The 19,896-nt window shown below is 70.3% G+C and carries 12 protein-coding genes and 1 tRNA gene; 5 read left to right on the top strand and 8 right to left on the bottom strand.

Going from position 1 to position 19,896, the window contains the following annotated elements:
• Nucleotides 1–82: 82 nt before the first annotated feature.
• The 3 genes from FHT37_RS25770 to FHT37_RS03265 all read left to right on the top strand — a co-directional run bounded on the left by FHT37_RS25770 (nucleotide 83) and on the right by FHT37_RS03265 (nucleotide 2,940).
• A complete protein-coding gene (locus tag FHT37_RS25770; protein ID WP_409072688.1) occupies nucleotides 83–1,231 on the top strand; it encodes an NlpC/P60 family protein in 1,149 nt (382 codons plus the stop codon).
• Nucleotides 1,232–1,363: 132 nt separating this feature from the next.
• Nucleotides 1,364–2,773 (top strand): hypothetical protein, encoded by a 1,410-nt coding sequence (locus FHT37_RS03270; protein WP_183478836.1) that lies wholly within the window; start codon nucleotides 1,364–1,366, stop codon nucleotides 2,771–2,773.
• 91 nt (nucleotides 2,774–2,864) lie between these two features.
• Nucleotides 2,865–2,940, top strand: a tRNA-Ala gene (locus FHT37_RS03265).
• A gap of 216 nt (nucleotides 2,941–3,156) precedes the next feature.
• Here FHT37_RS03265 and FHT37_RS03260 read toward each other — a convergent pair.
• From FHT37_RS03260 to FHT37_RS03235, 6 genes are all read right to left on the bottom strand, one after another.
• On the bottom strand, nucleotides 3,157–3,495 hold the full coding sequence (locus FHT37_RS03260) for a copper-binding protein (RefSeq protein ID WP_147242277.1): 339 nt from the start codon (nucleotides 3,493–3,495) through the stop codon (nucleotides 3,157–3,159).
• Between the two features lie 11 nt (nucleotides 3,496–3,506).
• Nucleotides 3,507–6,692, bottom strand: coding sequence for an efflux RND transporter permease subunit (locus FHT37_RS03255; protein WP_183478834.1), 3,186 nt, complete (start codon nucleotides 6,690–6,692; stop codon nucleotides 3,507–3,509).
• Nucleotides 6,689–8,236, bottom strand: coding sequence for an efflux RND transporter periplasmic adaptor subunit (locus FHT37_RS03250; RefSeq protein WP_183478832.1), 1,548 nt, complete (start codon nucleotides 8,234–8,236; stop codon nucleotides 6,689–6,691). Before FHT37_RS03250 ends, FHT37_RS03255 begins: the two co-directional genes overlap by 4 nt.
• The gene (locus FHT37_RS03245) at nucleotides 8,233–9,465 is read right to left on the bottom strand and encodes a TolC family protein (RefSeq protein ID WP_183478830.1); all 1,233 of its coding nucleotides are present in this window, start codon (nucleotides 9,463–9,465) and stop codon (nucleotides 8,233–8,235) included. The genes FHT37_RS03250 and FHT37_RS03245 overlap by 4 nt, the downstream gene beginning before the upstream one ends.
• 77 nt (nucleotides 9,466–9,542) lie before the next feature.
• On the bottom strand, nucleotides 9,543–9,926 hold the full coding sequence (locus FHT37_RS03240) for a hypothetical protein (protein WP_183478828.1): 384 nt from the start codon (nucleotides 9,924–9,926) through the stop codon (nucleotides 9,543–9,545).
• 101 nt (nucleotides 9,927–10,027) lie between these two features.
• Nucleotides 10,028–13,048, bottom strand: a complete 3,021-nt coding sequence (locus FHT37_RS03235; protein WP_183478826.1) for a two-component regulator propeller domain-containing protein — start codon at nucleotides 13,046–13,048, stop codon at nucleotides 10,028–10,030.
• 58 nt (nucleotides 13,049–13,106) lie between these two features.
• Here FHT37_RS03235 and FHT37_RS03230 point away from each other — a divergent pair, with 58 nt between their 5' ends.
• Both FHT37_RS03230 and FHT37_RS03225 read left to right on the top strand, forming a co-directional pair.
• Nucleotides 13,107–13,466 carry a hypothetical protein gene (locus FHT37_RS03230; protein ID WP_183478824.1) on the top strand — a complete coding sequence of 120 codons (360 nt, stop codon included), beginning with the start codon at nucleotides 13,107–13,109 and terminating at the stop codon, nucleotides 13,464–13,466.
• Nucleotides 13,467–13,508: 42 nt separating this feature from the next.
• Nucleotides 13,509–15,215: a jacalin-like lectin gene (locus FHT37_RS03225; protein ID WP_183478822.1), complete on the top strand. Its 1,707-nt coding sequence runs from the start codon at nucleotides 13,509–13,511 to the stop codon at nucleotides 15,213–15,215.
• A gap of 86 nt (nucleotides 15,216–15,301) precedes the next feature.
• Here FHT37_RS03225 and FHT37_RS03220 read toward each other — a convergent pair whose 3' ends face one another.
• A complete protein-coding gene (locus FHT37_RS03220) occupies nucleotides 15,302–17,473 on the bottom strand; it encodes a glycoside hydrolase family 9 protein (protein WP_183478820.1) in 2,172 nt (723 codons plus the stop codon).
• Between the two features lie 124 nt (nucleotides 17,474–17,597).
• The gene (locus FHT37_RS03215; protein WP_183478818.1) at nucleotides 17,598–19,895 is read right to left on the bottom strand and encodes a PAS domain S-box protein; all 2,298 of its coding nucleotides are present in this window, start codon (nucleotides 19,893–19,895) and stop codon (nucleotides 17,598–17,600) included.
• Between the last annotated feature and the right edge of the window lies 1 nt (nucleotide 19,896).

The raw sequence follows: 19,896 nt of genomic DNA, 5'->3' as shown, positions 1-19,896 counted from the left end.
TGCCTAGTCTCCGCGCCCAACAACGATGAGAACTGTTCGTCCCTCCCGCTCGGCTCCCTCTCGCAATTCGCTCCAGCGCGCCATGGCCGCACTGGGGCTGATCTGCGTCCTGGCGAGCGGAAGTTGCTGGGCGCAACAGTCGACGTCGTCCACCACCGACAAGCCCAAGGCGCAAGCCAAGGCCGCGCCGGCCAAGCCGGCCGCGAAGAAGAAGCCCGAAGCGAAGAGCGCGAAGACCGCCGCCAAGGCCTCGAAGGACACGAAGGCCGCCAAGCCGGTCGCGTCGAAGAACGGCGCCAAGGATCCCAAGGCCAAGGCCGAGGAAGACAAGGCGTCGACCGCCTCCGAGGCTGTCACGGACAAGGCCATCGCGGCCAAGCCGGAGGCGAAGGTCGCGGAAAAGACCGCAGACAAAGCCGCAGAGAAGACTTCGGAGAAAACCGCGCCGGCCAGGTCCGAGGCGAAAACGCCGGACGCCAAGGCCGATGCCCGCGCCGAAGCCGCGCCGCCGGCCGGCACGATGATGGGCGCCTACGGCCAGAGCCTGATGCGCACGCCGGCAGGCACCGCCGCCGCCACGACCGCCGTCGCTGGCGCGACCGCGGCGCTGGTTGCCACCGCACCGGCAACGCCTGCCCCCGTCGCCACCACCAACGCGTCCGCGCTGCCGCCCACCGCCCTGATGGGCGCCGCGGTCGGCAACGCCAATGCCAATGCCAGCGACTCGGTCGCCCGCTTCCTGCAGCAGCGGGGCATCGTCGCGCAGGCGCAGCAGATGTCGCCGAGCGCCGATCCGGCCGCGCCAGGCCTGCTGAACCAGGTGCGCGACAAGGCCTCCGACCTGGTCCTGTCGGCGATGAACTTCCTGGGCGTGCCGTACAAGCGCGGCGGCAACTCGGTCAGCAACGGCTTCGATTGCAGCGGCTTCACCCGCCACATCTTCGAGATGAGCGTGGGCCTGGTGCTGCCGCGCCGCGCCGACGAGCAGGCCAAGCTGTCCAGCCTGGTCCCGATCAAGAAGGAAGACCTGAAGCCGGGCGACCTGGTCTTCTTCAACACGATGCGCGCGACCTTCTCGCATGTCGGCATCTATGTCGGCGAAGGCAAGTTCATCCACTCGCCGCGCGTCGGCGGCGCGGTCCGCGTCGAGGACATGCGCGAGGCCTACTGGGCCAAGCGCTTCACCGGCGCCCGTCGCGCCGACCTGAACCAGGCCAACGCAGGCACCTGAACCCGCACCCGCCGCAGTCGCGGCGGTTCTTGCGCCCGCTTCCCAACGACGCTTCCCCGAAGGCAAGCCCTGACACGGCGCCTTTGGGATCCCGGCTATGCTGCGCCCCAGCGCTGACCGCCGCGATCCACCTTGTCCGCCGTCCTCGATCCCGCCTCGACACCGCTGCTGCGAGCACCCGACCAGATGGGGCAGGCCCTGCTGCTGGCCGTGCTGCTGCACGTGCTGGTGCTGCTGGTCGTGGGCAATGCGCCGGGCGGCGCCGCCAAGCCCGGCGAAGGCGTCTGGGGCCCGCTGAACGTGCGCCTGCAGGGCGACCGCTACGAGCCGGGCTCCGGCGCGCCCGCGGTCGTGCTGCCCGAGCGGGGCCCGGTCGGCGATGCGAAGCAGCCGCGCTCCGGCGGCGCGGTCCGGGAGACGCCACCGACGCCCGAGCAGCGGAAAGCCCCGGGCGCCGCTCGCCAGGGCCAGTGGCGGCAACAGCCCGGCGATGAATTGACGGGGGACGCTCCCGCGGATCGCAGCGCACCGCCGGCGGCAACGACGCCGACGCCAAAGCCCGCTCCGACACCGACACCTGCCCCACCGCCGCCCGCGCTCACGACGCCCGCACCGACTCCGGCGCGGGTGCCGGCGCCCTCGCCCACACCGGCCCCGCCGCCCGCTCCAGCCCCCTCTCCGGCCGCGGCGCCAGCGCCTTCGCCCGAGCCGGCCCCGTCGATCACCACGCTCACGACGCCCGGCGAGGCGATGACCGCGGCACCGACGCCGATCGCGCCGTCCCGCGAGGCCGCGCCACTGCGCCCCGCGGCACCGACGGACGCGCTCCAGGCGCCCTCGCCGACCTTGCAGCTGCCAGAGCGGCCGGCCCCGATCCTCAGCGAGACGCCGACCACGGTGCGGCGGATCGAGCGCGCGCCGATCGAGCGCTCGGCGCCCGCGCCGCTCCCGCCGGAACTGAAGGCACCTGCCGAACTGCCGCCCTTGACCGCCGCGCCAGCGCCGGTCCCGCGACCGGCACCCAGCCCCGCGCCCGCACCGCCGACTCCTGCGCCAACGCCGACGGCCCCGCCCACGACCACGACCACGCCCACGCCGACCCCGGCGCCCGCGGCAACGTCCACGCCGTCGGCCCAGACGACGCCTCCACAGCCAACAGCGGCGACCACGCCGTCGCCCACTCCGGCCAACCGCGTCTCGCTGGACGGCTCGACCACAGCGACGACGACGCAGCCCAGCGTCGGCGCGCCGGACGCTGGCGCGCGCGTCGGTCACGACGTGGCGACGCCCGCCTCGACGCCGCCGAACGCTCCCAAGCTGAACCTCGACATGAATCCTTCGCGCGGCCCGATGCGACCGCGCGGCTCGCCGTCCGGCGTGATCCAGGCGCTGCCCAAGCCGCCCGAGGACAAGGACCCGTTGGCCGAGGAGATGCGCAAGGCTGGGCAGCAGGACTGCCGCAAGGCTTACGCGGACAAGGGGCTGCTGGCGGTCGTCCCGCTGGTCCGCGACGCTGCGCGCGACAAGGGGTGCCGCTGGTGACCTCCGCAACCAGCGGCGGTGCGAATGCCGCGCCAGTCCCCGCCCACTTGCCGTCGGCGCAAGAATCTCTGCTATAGTCCGAGTCTTCGTTGGGGGGGTAGCTCAGCTGGGAGAGCGTCGCGTTCGCAATGCGAAGGTCGGGAGTTCGATCCTCCTCCTCTCCACCAACACATCCAGGCCTCAGAGGGAAACCTCTGGGGCCTCGCTTCATGAGGCTGCCATTTCGGCAGCCTTTTGTTTTTGAAGCGCATCTGCAAAGCTGGATGGCGCCGGCGTCCTGATCTTTGTGGGAAGACGCCGAGCCCTCTTGAACAAGCCGCCACCTGCAAGGGTCGCGGCTTTTTCTGCGGCTCAGCCGCAGGATCATGCGCTTGCGCGCTATCTCAGCGCACCAACTTCAACGCCGTGACGGTGGCCTTGCCCTTGATCATTTCCGCCTGGAACTTGACCTTGTCGCCGACCTTCAGGCCGTCGAGCATCTTCTTGTCGGCGACATCGAATCCCATCGTCATGCCCGGCATGGCCAGGTTCGGAATGTCCCCATGGCGCAGCACGATGAGCCCCTTGCCGAGGTCGACCTTGCGCACTTCCGCGTCGACGAGCGGCATGGACGCCTCGGAGGCGCCGCTCTCTGGTTTCATGGGCATGCTCATGCCTTGAGCGTTGGCTGTCGATACCGCGCCGAGCGCCAGGGCGGCGCAGAGGATGAGAGTGGCTTTCATGGATGCTCTTTTCAGAGGGCTTGGGAGTGAACGGCTTCGCCCGAGGGCGAGCCGGGTGGTGAGGAAAAGAGCGCCGACGCGAGCCGCCGGCGATGAACGAGGTACCACGCCGCAGGCATCACCAGCATGCTGAGCAGCGGCGCCGTGACCATGCCGCCGACCATGGGCGCGGCAATGCGCGCCATCACCTCGTGCCCGGCGCCCTGTCCCCAGAGCATCGGGATGAGGCCCGCCAGCACAATCGCGACGGTCATGGCCTTGGGCCTCACACGGAGCACGGCGCCTTCCCGGATGGCGGCAAGCAGCGTGTCCTGGTTGTCCGCCTCGCCGGCGGCAAGACGTCGAGACAAGGCGTTCTCCAGGTACACCAGCATGATCACGCCGAACTCGGCCGCCACGCCAGCCAGCGCGATGAACCCCACGGCCGTCGCGACCGACACGGAGTGACCCAGCAGCCAGATCAGCCAGAACCCGCCCACCAGCGAGAACGGCACGGCCGCCATGACCAGCGCCGCATGGGTCGCGTCCCGGAACAGCAGATAGAGCAGCACGAAGATGAGCGCCAGCGTCGCCGGGACGACGACCTTCATGCGCGCCGCCGCCCGCTCCAGGTATTCAAACTGCCCGGACCAGGAGAGCGCATACCCGCCAGGCAGGGCGACCTCCTTGGCGACCACGGCTTGCATGTCGCGCACGACCGAGCTGAGGTCGCGCCCCCGCACGTCGACGTAGACCCATCCCGACAGGCGAGCGTTCTCGCTGCGCAGCATGGGCGGCCCGTCCTCGATGGTGATGCGCGCCACGTCCTGCAGCAGCAGGGTCGCCCCCTTCCCGGTCACGAAGGGCAGCGTGCGCAATCCTTCCAGCGAGTCCCGGACCTCTCTTGGATAGCGGACGTTGAGCGGGAAGCGCTCGCGCCCGCTGATGACCTCGCCGACGTTCTCGCCGCCCACCGCCGTCGACACCACCGCCTGCACATCCGCCACCGACAGGCCGAAGCGCGCCGCGGCGGCGCGGTCGACATCGACGTCGATGTAGCGCCCGCCAGTCAGCCGCTCCGCCAGCGCCGATGAAACGCCGGGCACCTGCTTGACCGCGGCCTCGATCCGGGTCGTCAGGCGGTCGATGGTCTGCAGGTCTGCGCCCGCGACCTTGATGCCCACCGGCGACTTGATGCCCGTGGCCAGCATGTCGATGCGGTTGCGGATGGGCGGCACCCAGACGTTGGACAAGCCCGGCACCTTGACGGCGCGGTCCAGTTCCTCGACCAGCCTGTCTGGCGTCAGCCCGGCCCGCCACTGCTCGCGCGGCTTGAACTGGATGGTGGTCTCGAACATCTCCAGCGGCGCCGGGTCCGTGGCGGTGTCCGCGCGGCCGGCCTTGCCGAAGACCGTCGCGACCTCGGGCACCGTCTTGATGAGCCGGTCCGTCTGCTGGAGCAGCTCCGCCGCCTTGGAAACCGAAATGCCCGGCAGCGCCGACGGCATGTAGAGCAGGTCGCCCTCGTCCAGTGGCGGCATGAACTCTCCGCCCAGCCGCATCAGCGGAATGACGGTCAGGGCGAGCACGACGCCGGCGGCCGCCAGCGTCGCCTTCGGGAAGTGAAGCACTGCCTCCAGGGCGGGCCGGTAGGCCGCCATGAGGAGTCGATTCAGCGGGTTCGCGGTCTCCCTGGGAATGCGGCCTCGGACCAGATAGCCCATCAGCACCGGCACGAGGGTCACGGACAGCGCCGCCGCCGCCGCCATCGTGTAGGTCTTGGTGAAGGCCAGGGGAGAGAAGAGGCGTCCCTCCTGCGCCTCCAGCGTGAACACCGGCAGGAAGGACAGCGTGATGACCAGGAGCGAGAAGAACAGCGCCGGCCCGACCTCGCTGCAGGCGTCCGCGACCAGGGCCCAGCGCTCCTGCGTCGTCGGCGGGCGGGACCGGTCGTGCTCGAAGGCCTCGATGTGCTTGTGGACGGTCTCCAGCAGCACCACGACGCCATCCAGCGCGGCACCCAATGCCAGCGCGATGCCGGCGAGCGACAGGATGTTGGCGTTGAGGCCCTGCCATCGCATCACGATGAAGGCGACGCCTACGGCCATCGGCAGCGCAAGCACCGCCACCAGGGCCGAGCGCAGGTGGAACAGGAAGAGCACGCACACCAGCGCGACGGCGATGAACTCCTCCGAGAGCTTGAGCTTGAGGTTGTCGATGGCGCGGTCGATGAGCTTGGAGCGGTCGTAGGTCTCCACGACTTCCACGCCCTGGGGCAGGCTGGGCTTGAGCTGCTCGAGCCTGGCCTTCACCGCTTCAATGGTCGTGCGCGCGTTCTTGCCGGAGCGCATGACGACGACACCGCCGGTGACTTCGCCCTGTCCGTCCAGTTCGGCGACCCCGCGGCGCATCTCCGGCCCCAGCTGGACCGTGGCGACATCCCGCAGCATCACGGGTGTCGACCCTGACAGGCTGATCGGGATGGTCCGGAAATCGTCCAGGGTCTTCAGGAATCCGCGCGAGCGCACCATGTACTCGGCCTCCGCCATCTCGACCACCGAGCCTCCCGAGGACTGGTTGGCATTCTTCAGCGCATCGACGACCAGGGCCTGCGTGATGCCGAGTGCCCGCATGCGGTCCGGATCCAGGACGACCTGGTACTGGCGCACCATGCCGCCGATGCTGGCGACCTCCGCCACGTCCGGCACGGTCTTGAGCTCGAACTTCAGAAACCAGTCGTTCAGCGCGCGAAGCTGGCTGATGTCGGTGTGCCCAGTCCTGTCGACCAGCGCGTACTCGTAGACCCAGCCCACGCCAGTCGCATCCGGCCCCAAGGCGGCCGTCGCTCCCGAAGGAAGACGGCTCTGGGCCTGGGTCAGGGACTCGCCCACGCGCGACCTCGCCCAGTAGGGGTCTGTCTTGTCGTCGAACAGGATGTAGACGAACGAATCGCCGAAGAACGAGTAGCCGCGAACCGTCTTGGCGCCCGGCACGCTGAGCAGGGTCGTCGTCAGCGGATAGGTCACCAGGTCCTCGACCACTTGAGGCGGCTTGCCCGGATAGGTCGTGCGCACAACCACTTGCGTGTCGCCGACATCGGGCAGCGCATCGACCGGCGTGTGCAGGATCGACAAGAGCGCTGCCGCCACGAGGAAGACCGTGGCGATGAGCACCAGGAATCGATTGCCGATGGACCAGCGAATGAGCGCCGCAATCACTTGGCATCTCCCATCCGATAGACCGCGACGAGCTCGTAGTCATCACCGGCCTTCTTGAACTCGAAGCGCACCCGGTCGCCCGCCTTCACTTCCGGGAAGGCCTTGGCCCGGGGCTTGCTGAAGCCCATCGTCATCGCCGGCCACTTGAGCGCGGCAATGGGGCCGTGAGAGATGGTCAGGGTGTCGGCCTCGACGTCCTCGACCTTTCCTTCCGCCGAATAGGAGCCGCCTGCCGGAACACCGGCGCCTGCGCCAGCGTCGCTGCCGGCGGATGACGCCGCCGAGGCCTTGGGCTGTGGAGGCGCCATGGCATCGAGCACAGATTTGAGCCGCGCTTCCGAGTCGATGAGGAACTGACCGCTGGCCACCACCTCGTCACCGTCTCGCAAGCCCTCCAGCACCTCGAGCTGGTCGCCCAGGTCGGCACCCAGCTGGATGTCGCGAGGCGAGAAGCCGCCGTTGCCGTTGCGGACGATGGCGACCGCGCGAGTCCCGGTGCGGATGACCGCCTCGGAGGGCACGGCCAGGCGCGACGCCGGAGCGCCGGTGACCTGCAGACGCAGCAGCATCCCAGGGGTCAACCTGCCCGCCTTGTTGTCGACCTCGAAGCGCGCCTGCAGCGTGCGCGTGTTCGCGCTGACCTGAGGAAGGAGTTCCTTCAGCTCCCCATCGAAGGCCTGCGCGGGGTCGGCTTGCAGAACGGCCTTGACCTTCTGACCGCGCGCGAGCCGCGAGACCTGCGTCTCGGGAATCTCCGCGACGGCCCAGACCTTCTCCAGGCCCGCGATGCGAAAGAGCGTGGTGCCGGGCTGCACCTGCACGCCTTCTCGAACACCGAGCTCCGCGACCACGCCAGTGGCGGGCGCGCTGAGGGTGAAGCGGGCTTGCGCGATGCCGGTCTCCTCGCTTTGCCGGATCAGGCCGTCCGGGATGGACATGGCGCGCATGCGGTCCCGCGCGGCAGCGATGAGATCGGCGCTCACGCCGGCCCGCTTGAGCGCCAGGAGCTCGTTCTGCGGCGCCAGCCATTCCGGCGCGAAGACGGTGGCGAGCGCTTGGCCCTTGCGCACCTGCTCCATCGGCGCCCGGACGGCCAGGCGCTCCACATAGCCGGCGACTCGCGTCTGCACGGCGACGTTGAGGCGTTCATCGAACTGAACCGTGCCCACGGCATCGAAGGAGGCGCTGATGTCCGAGCGCTTGACGCGAGCGGTCCGGATGCCCAGGTTCTGCTGGATGGCTGGGCTGACCTTCACGCCGGAGTGATCGGCATCACCGGCATCTCCGGCCTCGTCCGCGTACACGGGCACGAGCTGCATGTCCATGAACGGCGACTTGCCCGGCTTGTCGAAGCGGGGGCCGGGGACCATGGGGTCGTGCCAGTACAGGACGCGGCGCTCCCCTTCAGCGGCCGAGCTGGCCGCCGGCGCGGCGGCAGTGGGGGCCGTCAGGGCGTGGCCCGTGGACCGGCCCAGAACGAAGCCGCCGCCGGCCAGCAGGCCGCCAGCGATGACCAGGAAGATGGCGGGTGCGGCGCGATTCATTGGGCGCCTCCTTGTGCAAGCGGCTTGAAGGTCAGTTGCGCCTGCGCGCGGGCAAGGTCTCGCTCGAGCGCGAGCAGCCGCTGCTGCGCTTGCACCTCGGCGTGGCGAGCCTCGAAGAGCGCGGACAAGGGCATCTGGTTCGAGCGATAGGCCGCCAACGACGCGGCGGTCCGCTGCCGTGCCGGCTCAAGCACGGCCACCCGGTAGCGCGCGATGCGTTGCTGAAGTCTGGCGACGTCGCTGCACAGCGCGCGGTAGTCCGCCGTCACGGCGCGAGTGGCTTCAGCCAGTTCCGCTTCTGCCTTCTCGACAAGGGCCAGCCTGGCGGCCGTATCGCGGTCCTGGCGCTGGGACGGCGCCACCTGCAGGGGAATGCTGACGCCGACGGAGACCATGTCCGAGTACCCGTTGCGCTGACCGTAGGAGACTTCCCAGGTCCAGTTGGGTGTGCGCTCCTTCGCGGCGACGGCCACGGCGCGCCTGGCCACTTCCACATCGCGCTGTAGGCTCGCGATGCTCGGACTTCGAGCCAGGAAGTCGTCTTCCGGCGGAATGACGAACACCGGGGGCGTGCTCAGCGAATCGGGCGCGAAGCCGACCCATCGCTGCAGATTCACTGCGGCGGCGGCCTGCTGCTGCCGCGCTTCGTCGCTCTCGTCTTGCGCCAGGCCGCCAGCCGCGGCCAGTTGCAGCACCTCGGGACTTGCACCAGTCGCTGCGGCGAATCGCGCCCGGGCGGCCTCGAACTCCTCGTGCAGATGGTGCTCGGTCTGGGTCGTGAGCTTGAGCGCTTCGCCCGCATACCAGGCGTCCACGTAGCTCAGCGCCACTTGCAGCCGGGCGTCCGCCTCGGCCGCGGCGGCCTGGACGGCCTCGCGGTCGGCCATAGCGCGAGCAGCGCTCTCGCGGGCTGCGCGCTTGTCGGCCGACAGCCACTCCTGACTGAAGCCGACGCGCTTCATCGTCATCGAGTCCCGCGTCGTGCTGAAGCGGTCCGCGCCGGTGACGGGGAGGTTGTCGACCCCGGCACGCAGCGTCGGGTCGGGAAGCTGCCCCGCGGCCCGAGCGGATTCGTTCGCGCTGGTAGCGGCCGCGCGGCCCGCCCGGGCGGCTTCCGATCGTTGCACCGCCAGGCTCAACGCCTGGTCGAAGGAAAGCGGTTCGGCCGACCCGAGGACGGGCAGAACGGCGGCAGCCAGAGCGGCTGCGCGCAAGTACATGGTGGGCATGGAAACTCCGAGGACGAACGGGAGGGCCGCCGGGATGCGGACGTGCCGCACCGGCGCCTGTCAATCGACGGAGCGGGTCAGACTCGGAGTCTGAGGGTGGAAAGGAAGAGCGGATCCGGAGGCGGTGGCAGCTCTGGCGCTTCAGCCACTGCCAGCGTGCGGGCGACCTCGGCCTCCAACACGAGGGGCAGCTCCAGCACTTGCAGCACCATCGGCAGGGAGGCCGTCGGCAGCTTCACCGCTTCGAAGGTCTTGCCCGGGTCGGCGGCGTGCTGATGGCACAGGGCCGGCTGCTGCTGGTCCATGCCGTCACAAGGCATGCCGGCTTCCATGACGGTCGTCATCGCGGCCATGTCCGCCTCTTGCGGGCAGACGTAGTTCGCCAGTGCCAGCTGTGAGAACAGCAGCGACAGCATCGCGATGAACGCGATGGTGAAGCGATGGAGGCGGCGACGCATCATGAAGTGGGGGAGTGTATGGCAACCGACGCTCGCCGTCGCCGCGCCTCGACGCCGCGAGGATCGCCGCACTCGACAATGCCTCTGCCCTCTGCCCCGTGCGCTCAACCCACCACCGTCCCCGCCGCGAAGCCCAGCACCACCCGCGTCCCCATTCCCGGCTCGCTCTGCACCTGAAGGCTGCCACCGAGCAGCCGGGCGCGCTCCTGCATGCCCAGCACCCCGAAGCCGTCCCGGCGGGCGAGCGGATCGAAGCCGATGCCGTCGTCGCCGATGCTCAACAGCCAGCCGGCGCCTTCGCGCGCCAAGCGCAGGGAGGCGCGGCTGGCCTGGGCATGGCGTCGCACGTTGGTGAGCGACTCCTGGGCGATGCGGAACACCATCGTGGCCATCGGCAACGGGATCTCGCGCGTGTCCGGATCCACCTGCAGGCTGCAGGGCAACGCGGTGTTGGACGTGAACTCAGCCGCCAGCCATTGCAGCGCCGCTTCGAGGCCGCCATCCAGCGCCGAAGGCCGCAACTGCGACACCAGACCGCGCACCGTGCTCACCAGCCGGTCGACACGACCCAGCAACAGGTCCGGATCCAGGGAATGCGCCGAACCGCCGGCGTTCTGCCGCATCTTCGCCACGGACACTTCCATCTTCAGCGCGGCCAGTTGCTGGCCCAGCTCGTCATGCAGCTCGCGGGAGACGCGCAACCGCTCCTCCTCCAGGGCATGCGCGTTGTACTCGCCCAGACGGAGCAGCGCCGCCTCCGAGTCCGCCAGCGCCGCGGTGCGCTCCGCGACGGCGGCTTCCAGTTGCCGTTGCCGCTCGCGGTCGCGCCGGCGCGACCATCGGATGGACAGCCACCACAGCAGCATCAAGGACACGGCGGCCGCGGCGCGTGCCTCGCGCGAGTTCCACCAGGGAGGAAGCACGTCGAACGCAAGGCGCATCACCGGCCCCGGTGCTTCCACGCTCGTCAGCCCGCCGGCGCGCACCTCCAGCGTGTGCTCGCCGGACTCGAGCGCGCCCAGGTCGATCACGGCGCTCTGCGAGGTCCGCCAGGGCGACTCCGCGCCAAGGCGGTATTCGATCCGCAGCGAACGCGCCCGGGAGAAGCCGGCCGTCCCCACCGCGATGCGCAGCGTGCGGTCCCGCCACGGCACCGGCTCCAACGGCGGCACCCGGGTGCTCGTGCTGCCGAACACCATGTCCTCCAGCCGCAGCGCGGGCAATGGCGCTTGCGTGTTCCCCGGCAGCAGGTGCGTCAACCCGGCGCCGGTGCCGATCCAGATGCTGCCGTCGGCGTCGGCCAGGAAAGCCGGCGTCACGTCGTTCCAGACCAGGCCGGTGCGGCGATCCAGCCGCGACCAGTCGCCCCCGGTGGAGCGGATGAAGACCCCCTGGTCGGTGCCCATCCACAGCCGCCCGTCGAGGTCGGCGTGGAGGCTGGCCGCGGCCGCGCCCCCGAAGACGGACTTGGGCAGGAACTGCAACTGGCGCGCCGTGGCCCCCGACAGCGCGTGGATGCCCAGCCCCAACGTGCCTCCCGCCCACACCGTGTGGTCCAGCACCATCGCCTGTAGCGCGTCGATCCAATCGCCCTGCGCGTCCGCCACGGGGGCCCAGCCCTCCGGCTGGTGCCGCCACAGATCCCGTCCACTGACGACGAAGTCCTCCCGCGCGCCGTCCGACAGGACGCGGATGTCATAACGCGGATCGAAGCGCCCGGCGCCGATCTTGTGGCGGCGCAGGCGCCCCTCGGACAGCTCGATCAGCTCGAGGCCGTCGCTGCCGGATGCGTAGACCCGGCCGGCCCCCTGCGAGATCGTCTGCAGTCCCGTATCGCCGGCAACGACGCGCCCCTGGTCCTCTCCGGCCTTCACGCGGATCACCTGGCCGGCGTCCACCCACCACAGGTCCCCCGCCTGGTCCACCGCCAGGCGATGGACCAGGCCGGACGGCCGGGCCGTCGGCAGCTTCACCTTGCGGAACCTGCGGGCCGCGGCGTCGAACCAGGCCACGCCGTTCGCGGTCGCCGCCCAGAGCCGGCCCTTTCCGTCGCGCGCCAGGTCGAGCACGGCCGGCGCGGGGAGGCCCGAGGCGCCGGTCCAATGCTCCGCCCGGCCGTAGCCGACCCAGCGATGGACGCCGCGCGCATTGGTGCCCAGCCACAACGACCCTTCCGCGTCGAACATCAGCCCGCGCAGCGGGGTCTCCGGCAGGCCGTCGTCCTGGGTCCACTCGCGCCAGCGTTCGCCGTTCCAGGCGGCAAGGCCGCGGGTCGTCAGGACGAGGATGAGGCCTTGCTCGTCCTCCGCCAGGCCGTTGTCGCCATACACCCACTGCCGCGCCGGCGCCGCCACGACGGCGAAGCGGGCCGAGCCCGGAGCCAGCCGGGCCAGGCGCCGGCTGCTGCGCGTCCAGAGACTGCCATCGCGCGACACGAGGAACTGGCCCCACACGTCTTCCGGCAGACCCTGCGCCGGCCCCCACTGCTGCACGCGGCCATCGCGCCACTCGCACAGCTGCGAGCCGCAGCCGAACCAGAGCGCCTCGCCGCGTTGCCGCATCGGGAGCAGTTGCTCGGGGCGGGACTGCAGCTGGGGAATGGCCATCCGCTGAACCATCAGCGAGCTGCCCAGCGCACCCGCGGCGGTGGCGGTCCAGAGGAGCCGGTCTTCATCGATGGCGTAGACCCTGCCCTGCCGGTCCAGTTCCAGCTGCTGGCCGGAGGTGACGTGCAGGTGCTTGCCGTCGGGCTTGAGCAGCTCCGTCCAGGCGGGGCCGTCCTGCCCGTCCTTGCGCCCGTCGTCGCGCACGAACACGCCCCCTTCCGTCAGGAGCCAGAGGCGGCCGCTGACGTCCACGCGAGCCCCGTATGAATACCCTCCCGCCTCCTTCGGCAGCGGTTCCGCATGGATGCGGAAACCGTCGAACCTGAACAGCCCGTTGGCGGTGCAGATCCACAGCCTCGCCCGCGGGTCCTGCACCAGGCACTGCGAGGTGAGGTTGGTCAGGCCCTGGTCTTCCTGGTAGGACTCGAGCACTATGCGCTCGGCCCGCGCGCCCTCGCCGGCCAGCACGAGCCCCGCGGCCAGGGCGGCAAGGGCCCACCCCGCGATGCGCCTGCGCATCGCGGGGGCCTTGGACGGGTCCGGGCTGACGGAACGGCTGCGGGAATCCGGGGGTCGCATGGACGAAGAAGCGCGAAAACCTTCAATCCTGCGCCCGAACTTGGCATCGTTGTCGGCCATTCAGCGACGGCGGATCGTGCGTGATTCATTGGTGATGCTTTGGACAAGGTGTCGTCAGGATCCGGCACTGCGAGCCGACGGAACCGCCGGCCCAGGCGCGGATCAGGCTTGCGCGATGGACGCGAACCGCCGTATCAGCTGCGCCAGCGAATCCATCCCGAGCTTCGCGAACAGGTTGGCCAAGGCCTCGCGCCTGGACCGAAGAGCCGACGACCCGCCACTCTGCCCACATGGCGAAGCGGCGGGCATCGGTGATGTCCTGGAGAGGATTCCGCCATTGGGGCGTCACCTGGCGTGAAGAAGATGCGCCGGCTTTCCGAGCATCCACCAAGGACTCCCCATGCACCTTCGTCTGCTTCCCCTCGCCCTCGCCTCGCTGCTCGCCTGCGGCGGCGCCTTCGCCGCCAGCGGCAGCTTCAGCACGCTCGCCTACAACGTCGCGGGCCTGCCCCAGGGCGCCTCCAGCGCGGCGGGCGACCGCGCCACCGCGACCAGGAAGATCAGCTGCTACGTCAAGGCCTTCGACATCGTCAACGTGGAGGAGGACTTCAACTACCACGCCGACCTGTACGACGCCTGCGACGACCATGCCTTCCGCACCCCGACCAGCGGTGGCGCCGGCCTCGGCAGCGGTCTCAACACGATGAGCCGCTTCCCGTTCGACGATCTGGCGCGCGTGCGCTGGAGCGATTGCAACGGCGTCGACTGCCTCACGCCCAAGGGCTTCACGATGGCGCGCACGCGCCTGGCCGAAGGCGTCTACGTCGACATCTACAACCTGCACGCGCAGGCCCAGGTGGAGACCGCGGACCTGGCCGCGCGCCGCAAGAACGTCGAGCAGATGCTCGCCTACATCGAGTCGGAATCGGCCGGCAACGCGGTGATCGTGTTCGGCGACACCAACACCCGCTACACGCGCGGTGGCGACAACATGGGCCAGTTCCTGCGCCATGGCTTCACCGACGCCTGGATCCAGGGCGTGCGCGGCGGCAGCGTGCCGCCGGCGGGCGACGCGCTCCTGTGCGAGCCGGCCGTCACCAGCGCCAACTGCGAGGTCGTGGACAAGGTGCTGTTCCGCGGCAATGGCCTGATCACGCTCACGCCGTCCGGCTACGCGGTACGCACCGACGCCGTGGACTCGAACGGCACCGAGCTGTCGGACCATCGTCCGGTCTCCACGCAGTGGAAGTGGAGCACCGCCGACAACCGCCGCCTGAGCGACACCGTCGGCGGCCCGCACGGCACCAGCTTCAACGACGTGAACCTGCTGCCCGCCAGCCCGGCGGTGCGCCAGCTCAAGATCCGCAGCGGCAGCCGCGTGGACCGGGTCGAGGTGGTGCTGTCCAACGGCTTCCCGCTCGGACACGGCGGCACCGGCGGCAACGAGCAGGCGCTCACGCTGGCCGATGGCGAGGTGCTGACCTCGGCCAGCCTGTGCGCCGATCAGTACAAGGGACAGACCCGCATCTTCTCGGCCGCCTTCACCACCAGCGTGCACCGCACGCTGGCCGGTGGCAGCACGAGCGGCAGCTGCACCACCTTCACCGCGCCGTCGGGCTGGGCCATCGTCGGCTTCCACGGTCGCGATGGCGATGAGGTGGACAAGCTGGGCGCGGTATACGCGCCGGTGGTCTCGAACACCGGCGCCAAGGCCGCGGCCACGCGCCTGGTGAACGTCCAGTCGGGCCTGTGCATGGACCTGAACCAGTCGCGGGCCGCGGACGGCAACGCCGTGCTGCAGTCCAGCTGCAGCGGCAGCGTCAGCCAGACCTGGAACTACGACGCCACCACGGGCCTGGTGCGCAGCATGCTCGACCCGCACTTCTGCCTGGACAACGGCGGCGGCTATGCCGACGGCGCCGCCCTCGTGGTGGCGCAGTGCACCGGCAGCGCCAACCAGCGCTTCAGCTTCGATGCCACGAGTGGCCGCTTCACGCTGCGCACCGCGCCCGACCAGGCGGTGGATGGCACCGGCACGGCGGGCAGCGCCATCAAGGCCAGCCGCTACCAGGGCGCCAGCAACCAACTCTGGAAACAGAAGCCCTGAGCGCCCGGGGCGCTCGAGCGCCTCGCCACGACGAGGCACGCGGCCACGGCCCGAGGGCACGTGGCCGCGTGAGGCGCTCGGGCGCCTTACTTCACGAAGCGGGCCAGCAGCCGGATGTAGGCCGTCTGGTAGCCGTTGGACGGCTCGCTGATGGGCCAGGAGTTCAACGGCCAGCCGGTATTGAAGTCCAGGTAGGACTTCTGCGGCGGCTGGCCGTAGGGCGGCGTCGGCCGGCTCGAACCGCAGGCCGAAGAAATGCCGGGGCAGCGCGAGTCCCAGTCCCACTGGTTGTAGTTGGGCCCGCCCACGAGGTAGCCGGGCGCCGGCCCGTAGGTCGAGGTCCTGGCGTCATCCCACTTCGCGCTGCCGTCGGCGAACCACATGTGGAAGATCTGGTTCACCGAGTTCTCGGCGCCAAAGCTGGTCATGTTGGTCAGGTAGGCCTTGCCCAGCGGGTTCACGCCATGCAGGTAATGCAGGTAGTCGGCCGCGGCGGTGGCCACCTGGTCGGCGGTGTGGCGGCTGATGCCGTAGTAGCCCTCCTCCGTGAACAACGTGCCGGCGTTGGCCTTCACCCCGTTGCTGCCCCAGGTGTAGGACGAGATGTACGCGCGGTAGGGATCGGTCTGCGCGTCGATGGCGCCCCAGCCGCCGTAATCGCTGCGGCCCCACAGGTCGAGGAAGCGGGTGCGGATCGCCGTGGCGACGTCCGCCGTCGCGCCGGGCAGCGAGGCGTAGTACAGCAGGTTGCGCGCGTTGCCGGCATTGAAGGCCGACACGTACCACTGCGAGAACATCGGCGCCTCGGTGTAATGCGTGTCGACGTAGCTGCGGTAGGTGGCGTCGCCGGTGGCGGCGAACAGCTTGATCGCCGCGAACAGGCGCAGTTCCGCCCGGCCCGCGTCGTCGGTCTCCTGCTGGCCCGCGCCCAGGCCGCCGGTGCCGCGGGTGGCATCGTTGTTGTAGAAGAGGACGTTGGGATTCGCCTGCGCCCAGGCCCAGGCCCGCTTGGCGCGCGCGAGCAGGTCCGCGGCGTACGTCTTCATCGCCGTGTTGTTGAGGCCGCCGAAGACCTTGGCCGCCTCCGCGTAGGCCGCGGCGGCCGCGAGCGTGGCGGTCGTGCTGGCATCGCCGTAGTAGCTCGGACCCGTGGACGCCGACGGCGGGCTGCCATCGGCCAGCCCCACGATCGACAGCACCGAACCATCGCTGTTCTGCATGCGCGCCAGCCAGTCCGTGCCCCACTTCACTTCGTCGAGCAGGTCGGGAATGCCGTTGTAGGACTCGGGCAGGTTGAAGTCGTCGGTCCAGACCGTTGGATTCTGGATGTAGGCGTCCAGCAGGTCCTGGATGTACGCGGCCGCCCAGCTGGTGTACTTGTTGGGATCGCCCGCATCGAACCAGCCGCCGCGCAGGTCGCGCGCCGTGCCGGCGTTGTTGGGATCGAGGAAGCGCCGCGCCTGCGGGTCCTGTCCGCCCTTGAGATGGCTGGCCCCGTCGGCCCAGCCCACGCCGGCGTTGGCCACGGTCTTCTCCTGACCGGCGCGTTGGTAATAGAACATCCGCACCGCCTGGATCAGCACGTTGCGGTAGACGTTGTCGCCGATCTCGAAGCGCGCCGAGCGCTGGTTGGCGGTGGGATCGACGATCTCGTAGGTGCCGGGCGCGGTGACCTGGCTGAAGTCGAAGTGCCACACCTGGTCGCCCGAGGACTCGTCGGTCTTGAGCCCGTTCCAGTCCTGGGGCCACGCGGTGTACACGACGGCGCCGGTCGCCGCGTCGACCACCTGCAGCTGCTGGGGCCAGTAGCTCTGGTTGCTGTCGAAGCCGACCTTGGGCAGGCGCAGCACGGCCACCTTCTTCATGCCGGGCAGATAGCCGAACTGGTCGACCATGATGAACTTGCCGGCATTGGCGGCCATGGCTGGCCACACCGTGAAGTTGAAGGCCTGCGTGGTCTTGGCCCCGCAGCTGTTGGTGTAGGTCGCCGTGGCGGTGCAGGTCGCGGTGAGCTTGAGCGTCTGCTCGCGGGCCGTGCCCGAGGCGCCGCAGCCGCTCCACGACCAGTTGCCGGACACCGGTTGCGGTCCGAGCACGACCTTCGCCCCCGCGTTCAGCGAGGCGGAGGCCTTCGCCACCCAGGACGTCGTGCCGTTGACGTTGAGATACGGCGTGACCGCGCTCGGTTGACAGTTCTGCGCCCAGGCGGGCGCGCCGACGATGACCGCTGCCAGCAGCAGTCCCTTTCCAGTTGCCATGTTGTCCCCTCTTGGATTTCTGCACGGATGAGCGCCCGGACCGGCGCGCCCGCTCGACGCGGAACGAAGTGGAACGACCTTGGCTCGCGTCAGTCGGCAAGTCTGAATTGGTCTAACCAATACTTCAATAGGAAGTTTCGGTATTACCAGTTGAAACACTGATGGGGCGCTCGACCAGCCTCGCCAGCGCGGCCCGGACCTCGCGCAGCTTCGGCGGCTTGCCGAGCACCTGGTCGACATGCCGCGGATTCTCGCCGTCGTCCACCAGCCGCTGACCCCAGCCAGTGAGCAGGATCACCGGCGTGTCCGGCGACAAGGCCTTCACCGCCGCCGCGACCTGGCGACCGTCGACATGCGGCATGCCCAGGTCGGTCACGACGACCTGGAAGCCGCGGCCCGATGGACCGCCTTCCTCCGCCTCGTCGGCATCGACCGCATCGCCCTGCGCCATCGCCCGCTCCGCGTGGAACGCCGCCTCGAACGCCTCGATGCCCTCCCGCCCCGCATGGGCCGCCGTCACCGCGTGACCCTCCGCCTCCAGCGTCTCCTGCAGCGAGCGCAGCAGCAGCGGGTCGTCGTCGACCAGCAGGATCCGCAGCGGCGGCGGCTTCTCGTCCGGATCGGACTGCGGCGCGGCGAGGCCCTCCTCCGGCGCCAGCGCCGCGAAGCGCAGCGACACGCAGGCGCCCTGCCCCGGCACCTGCAGCCGCTCCTGCTGCAGGATCGCCTGCTGCGTCTGGCGCAGGTCCTCGTAGCCCTGCTGCAGCGCGCCATGGAGCTGCGCCTGGTGGCTGGCCAGGCTGACGTGCTCGCTGAGCTGCTGCAGGAATTCGCAATCGCTGCTGCTGAAGGCCTGCGGGTCCCGCCGCGCCGCCACGAGGACACCGAACACGCGGTTCTCCGACTGCAGCGGCGCGATCACCAGCGAGCGCAGCCCGCCCCGCGCCAGCCGCTGCGGGAAGGGAAACGGCACCTGCGCCGCATCGGGCTCGTGGACCAGCAGGCCGGCCAGGCACTGCGACAGGCCGTTGCCGTCGATCGACAGGTCGGCCTGCTCGGACAGCGCGAGCGACAGCGCCAGCGGCGCGCTCTTCACGCCGACGCCGGTCACCCGCAGCGTGTCGCTGGCGGCGTCGCGCAGGCAGATGCAGCTGAAGTCGACCGGCGCGTCGTCCTCCAGGCCGCGGATCACCGCCTGGAAGATGCTGCGCAGGTCCTGGCGCTCGCCGACCGCCCTCGTGATCTGGTGGAGCAGGTTCAGCCGCGCCAGCTGTTCCTTGAGCCGCATCTCGCCGAGCTTGCGGCTGGTGATGTCGCGCAGGAAGGCGCTGAAGCTCACCACGCCGTTGGCGCGGATCGCGGTGATCGCCAGCTCGATCGGGAACTCCACGCCATCGCGGCGCACCGCGCGCAGCTCCACGCGCCGGTCCAGCACCGTCGCCACGCCGGTGTCGAGGTAGCGCCGCAGGCCCGCGAGGTGCGCTTCCCGGAAGCGCTCGGGCACGATCAGGTCGGCCAGGGACTGGCCGGTCGCCTCGGCCGCGGGCCAGCCGAACACCGCTTCCGCCTGCGGATTCCAGTGCGTGATGCGTCCGTCGCCATCGATGCCGACGACCGCGTCCAGCGCCGCGTCGAGGATGAGCCGCGTGCGGGCCTCGCTCTCCGCGAGCCGGTCGCGCGAGACGGTGGTGGTCCGCAGCAGCGCGCTCATGCCGTCGAACTCGCGCGCCAGCTCGGCAATCTCGTCCGATCCCGTGCCGCCGACGGCGTGCTCCAGGTCGCCCGCGCCGACGCGCAGCATGCCCTCGCGCAACCGGGCCAGCGGCCGGGCGATGTCGCGGAAGACCAGCACCATGCTGCCCGCCACCACCACGGCCAGCGTCGCCGACAGCGCCAGCACGATGGCGAACGCGCGCCGCTGCGCCGCGGCGACCTCCTCGCGGCTGAGGTCCTGCAGCCGGAAGGCTTCGCTCATCATGAGCAGCGTCTTGCGCGCCATGGCGGCGGCCAGCCGCCCGGCCCACTCGTCCAGCACCTGCCGGTCGCCGTCGCCGGCCAGCCGCGCCCGCTGGGCCCGCACCAGTTCCGCGAAGACGGCCGGCGACTTGTCGTAAGCGACGCGGATCTGCGCGATGCCCTCCTGCTCGTCGCGCGCGTCGAAGCCCTGGGCGCGCTCCAGCGCGGCGCCCAGCGTGCGGTAGGCGCTGTGCCACTGGACCTCGACGCGCGCCTCGGGCTGGCGCGCGTACTCCAGCGTCAGGTGGCGCAGGCCGGCCACCGACTCGACCAGGTCGGCCGCGGCGCGGTTCTTGCGCACGCCCTCGGCGACCTGCTGGCCGGACAGCCCCAGCGACACCGCGATGGCCAGCGCGACCAGCACGCAGGTCGAGCCGACGATCGCGAGGCGGGTCGAGATCTTCATG

Source organism: Mitsuaria sp. BK037 (assembly GCF_014193045.1).
Classification (GTDB): domain Bacteria; phylum Pseudomonadota; class Gammaproteobacteria; order Burkholderiales; family Burkholderiaceae_C; genus Roseateles.
This window is presented reverse-complemented; position numbering and strand designations above follow the sequence as displayed.